Annotated in this window: 4 protein-coding genes and 1 tRNA gene; 4 read left to right on the top strand and 1 reads right to left on the bottom strand. The window is 58.8% G+C overall.

The genetic code is table 11. The features are described 5' to 3' along the window. Positions 1–504 precede the first annotated feature (504 nt). The gene (locus HMPREF2842_RS03160; protein ID WP_070593902.1) at positions 505–1044 is read right to left on the bottom strand and encodes a hypothetical protein; all 540 of its coding nucleotides are present in this window, start codon (positions 1042–1044) and stop codon (positions 505–507) included. 461 nt (positions 1045–1505) lie between these two features. Here HMPREF2842_RS03160 and HMPREF2842_RS03155 point away from each other — a divergent pair, with 461 nt between their 5' ends. From HMPREF2842_RS03155 to HMPREF2842_RS03140, 4 genes are all read left to right on the top strand, one after another. Further along, positions 1506–3308, top strand: coding sequence for an acetolactate synthase large subunit (locus HMPREF2842_RS03155; RefSeq protein WP_070642682.1), 1803 nt, complete (start codon positions 1506–1508; stop codon positions 3306–3308). Continuing rightward, complete coding sequence (ilvN, locus tag HMPREF2842_RS03150) at positions 3308–3808, top strand: acetolactate synthase small subunit (RefSeq protein ID WP_049356602.1); 501 nt, start codon at positions 3308–3310, stop codon at positions 3806–3808. Before HMPREF2842_RS03155 ends, ilvN begins: the two co-directional genes overlap by 1 nt. A gap of 236 nt (positions 3809–4044) precedes the next feature. Further along, positions 4045–5073, top strand: a complete 1029-nt coding sequence (ilvC, locus tag HMPREF2842_RS03145; RefSeq protein WP_005505530.1) for a ketol-acid reductoisomerase — start codon at positions 4045–4047, stop codon at positions 5071–5073. Positions 5074–5284: 211 nt separating this feature from the next. After that, positions 5285–5357: transfer RNA gene (locus tag HMPREF2842_RS03140), tRNA-Lys, on the top strand. Positions 5358–5737: the final 380 nt, after the last annotated feature.

The raw sequence follows: 5737 nt of genomic DNA, 5'->3' as shown, positions 1-5737 counted from the left end.
CACCCTGAGGGCGCATCCGGAAAACGCGGCGCGCTACCGATGTGCCGCCCCGCTCCTCTTTACGTCCTGTGGTTCAGTGGTTCGCGAAATCTCGCCGGTCCGTTGGGTTAGGCGGTGGTTCAGTATGTGCGCCCCGTGCCTAGCGAACTGGAGTGGGGGGAGGCTGTCGCGGTTTAGTGTGTTACGTGATGGCTGGTGTTTTGCGTGTGGGGCGGGGAGGGTTGTCGCGGTTTAGTGTTTTGCCTGGTGGTTGGGTGTTTTGCGTGTGGGGCGGGGAGGGCTGTCGCCTTTTAGTGTGTTGCGTGGTGGTTAGCCTGGTGCGCGCAGAGGCGCCGGTGCCGTCCGTAGCGACATCAGGGTGCCCGAAGCGCAGCGAGGGCGGGTGCCCCTGTAGGAGCGAGGAGGCGCACCGCCCCTCAAGCGTTCAACATGGTTGCGTGTAAGCACACGAAAGCCCGCCGCAACCCAAAAGTCGCAGCGGGCAATCATTTCAAAAAGTCTCTGTTACAGGACCGGCCAAATCCGCGTCACAAACTCACGGAAATCCTCCACATCCTTACCCTGCTCCAACAGGCCAGTACCAAGGTGAGTTGCAACCTCAGCATTATCCTCAAACGACAAATAAAACGAGCTGCCATTCACCGACTCAAGCGTCACCGCATCATCACCCACACGATACGCATGCAGAGCATTCGTATTATCAATCGTCGTAGCCGTACCCGCAGGCGTCAATGCCGGCAAATTCACCGGAGCAATAATCACCTCATCAGGCGCATCCTGATACCCAACAATAAAATGCTGCTGATCAGGAGACTGATGCAACGCCAAATCAGGATTACGGTAAACCGCACGGCCCGTCGCATACACCAAATTGTATGCACCGTAATTAATAATCTGCTCGTCAAAAACCGGGTGCAGAACCCGAATGAGTTCCTCACCCGTCAAAAACTCGCTACTCTCAACAGAGTTACGGGGGTCGATAACCTCTGCGTACTTACTTGCTTCGGTCAGCTCATCAGCGACCGTGATAATCGGTTCGGTCATAGCATCAGTCTACCGGGGCAACCAACGAAGGTCACGAGTATTCGCACATATTACGCGCCATGACGTCCAAAAATGCGAGTTTTTCTCACCTGTTCAAATGAACACGTGGGAATGTGTAAACAAGTGCAATGTGTCCACATCATGAAAGAAAGTATCCGACCTGCGCCTTTATGAACAAAAACGGGTGTGTTGCCCGATAGAGATTTGACTCACCCCCTCTTGGGGCGCACCATAGAAGGGTGAAGACAGCAATGTTCCAGCGAATTCTAAACCTTGTCGACGTCGCCTAGGGCGAGTGGCAGGGTCTATTCACTGCGACTGAGCGCCCCTACCGCTACCACCAACAGCGAGGGGCATTTTTTATAGCTTGGTACCCCCGGGCATAGGATGCGTGAGGATCACACAAACCCCACGCAGAACATTGAGTACAACGAAGAACCATTAAGACACGAGGCATTTCCATGACTATGGGATTTTCCACTTCTGATGACGCGGCAAACGCTCCCGCAGAACGCATGACCGGTTCTCAGGCAATCGTCCGCACCCTCGAAGACCTGGGTGTGACTGACGTATTCGGCCTGCCTGGTGGAGCCATTCTGCCGACCTATGACCCCCTGTACGATTCCAAGAAGGTCCGCCACATCCTGGTCCGCCACGAGCAGGGTGCAGGCCACGCCGCTCAGGGCTACGCAGTGTCCAGCGGCAAGACCGGCGTGTGCATTGCAACCTCCGGCCCCGGCGCAACCAACCTGCTGACCGCAATCGCAGACGCAAACATGGACTCCATCCCCCTGGTTGCAATCACCGGCCAGGTGTCCACCAAGCTGCTGGGCTCTGACGCATTCCAGGAAGCTGACATCGTCGGCATGGCAATGCCCATCTCCAAGCACTCCTTCATGATCACCGACCCGCAGGACATCCCCCGCGCGCTCGCAGCAGCATTCCACATCGCATCCACCGGCCGCCCCGGCCCCGTGCTCGTGGACGTCACCAAGGACGCACAGGTCGGCATGATGGAATACCGCGGCATTCCTGAGGACCTGGAGCTGCGCGGCTACACCCCCGTCACCCGCGGCCACTCCAAGCAGATCCACGAAGCAGCTAAGTTCATCACCGAATCCAAGCGCCCCGTCTTCTACGTCGGTGGTGGCCTGGTCCGCGCAGGTGCTTCCGAAGAGTTCCACAAGCTGGCTAAGCTCATCGGCGCACCCGTCGTCACCACCCTGAACGCTATCGGTGCATTCCCCGACTCTGACCCCCAGAACCTCGGCATGCCCGGCATGCACGGCACCGTCCCCGCCGTCGCCGCAATGCAGAAGTCTGACTTGCTGATTACCCTCGGTGCACGCTTCGACGACCGCGTCACCGGTAAGCTCGACTCCTTCGCACCCGAGGCTAAGGTCATCCACATCGACGTTGACCCGGCAGAAATCTCGAAGATCCGCTTCGCAGACGTGCCGATCGTCGGCGACCTCAAGTACGTGCTGCCCGAACTGATCGAGCTGCTCTCCACCGAGTTCGCAGACCAGCTGCCGAACCTGACCGAGTGGTGGAACGAGCTGAACGTCATCCGCAAGGATTACCCGCTCGGCTACGAGAAGCCCAACGATGGCCTCGGCTCGCCCGAGTACGTCCTCGAGCGCATCAGCGCTCTCACCGGCCCCGACGCATACTACGTCACCGGCGTTGGCCAGCACCAGATGTGGGGTGCACACTACATCCAGCAGGAGAGCCCCCGTCACTTCATCAGCTCTGCAGGCCTCGGCACCATGGGCTACGGCGTTCCTGCCGGCATGGGTGCAAAGGTTGCACACCCCGACTCCACCGTGTGGATCATCGACGGTGACGGCTGCTTCCAGATGACCAACCAGGAACTGGTCACCTGCGCACAGAACAACATCCCCGTCAAGGTTGCCATCATCAACAACTCCTCCCTCGGCATGGTGCGCCAGTGGCAGACTCTGTTCTACAACGAGCGCTACTCCAACACCGACCTGAAGGACGGCCACGGCACCGTACGCATCCCCGACTTCGTCAAGCTCGGCGAAGCATACGGCTGCGCAACCTTCCGCTGCGAACGCGACGAAGACGTGGACGCAACCATCAAGGCTGCCCTCGAAATCAACGACCGCCCCGTGGTCATTGACTTCACCGTCAGCCCCCACGCACTGGTCTGGCCCATGGTCCCGGCAGGCGTTTCTAATGACAAGATTTGGGTTGCGAAGAACACTTCGCCCGAGTTCGATCGTGAGGGAGAGAACTAATGTCTCAGCACACTCTGTCCGTTCTGGTAGAAGATAAGCCGGGCGTTCTCACCCGTGTCTCCGGCCTGTTCTCCCGCCGACTGTTCAACATCCTCTCCCTGGCTGTGGGCCCCACCGAAAACCCCGGTGTTTCCCGCATCACCGTCGTAACCGAAGGTGACGCTCACACCATCGAGCAGATTACTAAGCAGCTGAACAAGCTGGTTCACGTGTTGAAGGTCGTCGAGCTTCCCGCAGAATCCTCCACCCAGCGTGGTCACATCCTGATTAAGGTCAAGGCCGATGCAGTTGCTCGCCTGCAGATCGTTCAGGCAGCTGACCTGTTCCGCGCATCTGTGATTGACGTTTCCCCTGAGTCTGTTGTCATCGAGGCAACCGGTTCTGAGGAGAAGCTCAACGCACTGCTGGATGTTCTGGAGCCTTACGGTGTTCGCGAAATTGTTCGCGCAGGCACCATCGGCCTGGCACGTGGCCCCCGCGCTATGAGCGAGCGCATCTAATACCCACCAGGGTGTCATACCAACCCCGCATTAGCGGGGGATAGCTTCGGGTATCGCACCGCTTCGACCGGGAAACCGGCGGCGATGCGATACCCGCCCCTATGGGCTCACAGACCTTCCGGATACTTCAGATGCTGAGAAGTACTCTCGACAGCCCGCAACTAAACAGCTTTCAAGTAGAATAGTCAATGTTGAGCCCAGCCTGGGCCGCATACCAAACTTACTGAGGAGAAGAAATGGCAGCAACCATTTTCTACAACGACGACGCAGACCTCTCCCTGATCCAGGGTCGCACCGTAGCAGTTATCGGCTACGGCTCCCAGGGCCACGCACACGCACTGAACCTGCGTGACTCCGGTGTGAAGGTCATCGTCGGTCTGTCCGAGGGCTCCAAGTCCCGTGCCAAGGCTGAGGCAGAAGGCCTGCGCGTCGCAACCGTTGCAGAAGCAGCAGCAGAAGCAGACGTCATCATGATCCTGACCCCGGACCAGGTCCAGGCAAAGGTCTACGCAGAGAGCATCGAGCCGAACCTCAAGCCCGGCAACGCACTGTTCTTCGCACACGGCTTCAACATCCGCTTCGGCTACATCACCGCACCCGAGGGTGTCGACGTGGCAATGGTCGCCCCCAAGGGCCCCGGCCACACCGTCCGCCGCGAATACGAAGCAGGCCGCGGCGTTCCCGCCCTGGTTGCAGTCGAGAAGGACGCATCCGGCGAAGCACTCGCACTGGCACTGTCCTACGCAAAGGCACTGGGTGCAACCCGCGCAGGCGTCATTAAGACCACCTTCACCGAAGAGACCGAATCCGACCTGTTCGGCGAGCAGGCAGTCCTCTGCGGCTCCACCTCCCAGCTCGTCCAGTACGGCTTCGAGGTCCTGACCGAAGCTGGCTACCAGCCCGAAATTGCATACTTCGAGGTCCTGCACGAGCTCAAGCTCATCGTTGACCTGATGATCGAGGGCGGCATCGCTAAGCAGCGTTGGTCCATCTCCGACACCGCAGAGTACGGCGACTACGTCTCCGGCCCCCGCGTAATCTCCCCCGAGGTCAAGGAAAACATGAAGGCTGTCCTGGCAGACATCCAGAACGGCAACTTTGCAAAGCGCTTCATGGAAGACCAGGCTGCAGGCGCACCCGAGTTCAAGGAACTGCGCGCAAAGGGCGAGGCACACCCCATCGAGGCAACCGGCCGCAAGCTGCGCGAGCTGTTCTCCTGGAACACCGCTGACGACGACTACACCGAGGGTTCGGTGGCTCGCTAAGCGGTAGCTCAGCAATAGCTTTCTAAGAATCCGGCGTTCCACCTCTCACCCCACACGGGGGAGGGGGTGGGCGCCGGATTCTTGCTGTTTCAAGCTGAACAGCAGCACTCAACAGGTATGTGATGCAGTTCATGCTCACTTGAGTTGCGGGTGTCTATAAAATGCCGTATAGTATTTACTTGTTGCAGGGGAAACCCTGAAAAATAAATAAGCGCCTCTAGCTCAATTGGCAGAGCAATTGACTCTTAATCAATGGGTTCTGGGTTCGAGTCCCAGGGGGCGCACTTCACAGAAAATCCCGCTGATTCTTAGGAATCGGCGGGATTTTTGCGTTCCCCGAATTTTATGGTTTTTCTGGCTTGAGGTGCATATTATCCTCTTTGCTCCTGCAGGGATTGGGTGGGTGGGTACCTCGCGTCTCCCAAGACTACGGGGTGCGCTACATGTTTCCTCCGCGCCTACGCAGGGGCACCCGTCACCCGGACGCCTCCGCCCCTCCTTGCTTCGCTGCGGAGAGCGTCCGTGTGACACCCTGAGGGCGCTTCCGGAAAACGTAGCTGCACCCAGGGGCTCCCGGTGGGCACGCCTATACGCAATCTGGCGGGTGCATGGAGGTTTCGGTGGCCTCCGTAGCGACATCAGGGTGCCCGAAGCGAAGCGAGGG

This window comes from Rothia sp. HMSC069C10 (assembly GCF_001812205.1).
Taxonomy (GTDB): Bacteria; Actinomycetota; Actinomycetes; order Actinomycetales; family Micrococcaceae; genus Rothia; species Rothia mucilaginosa.
Note: the sequence above shows the minus strand (reverse complement) of the source record. Positions and strands in the feature narration are given on the sequence as shown.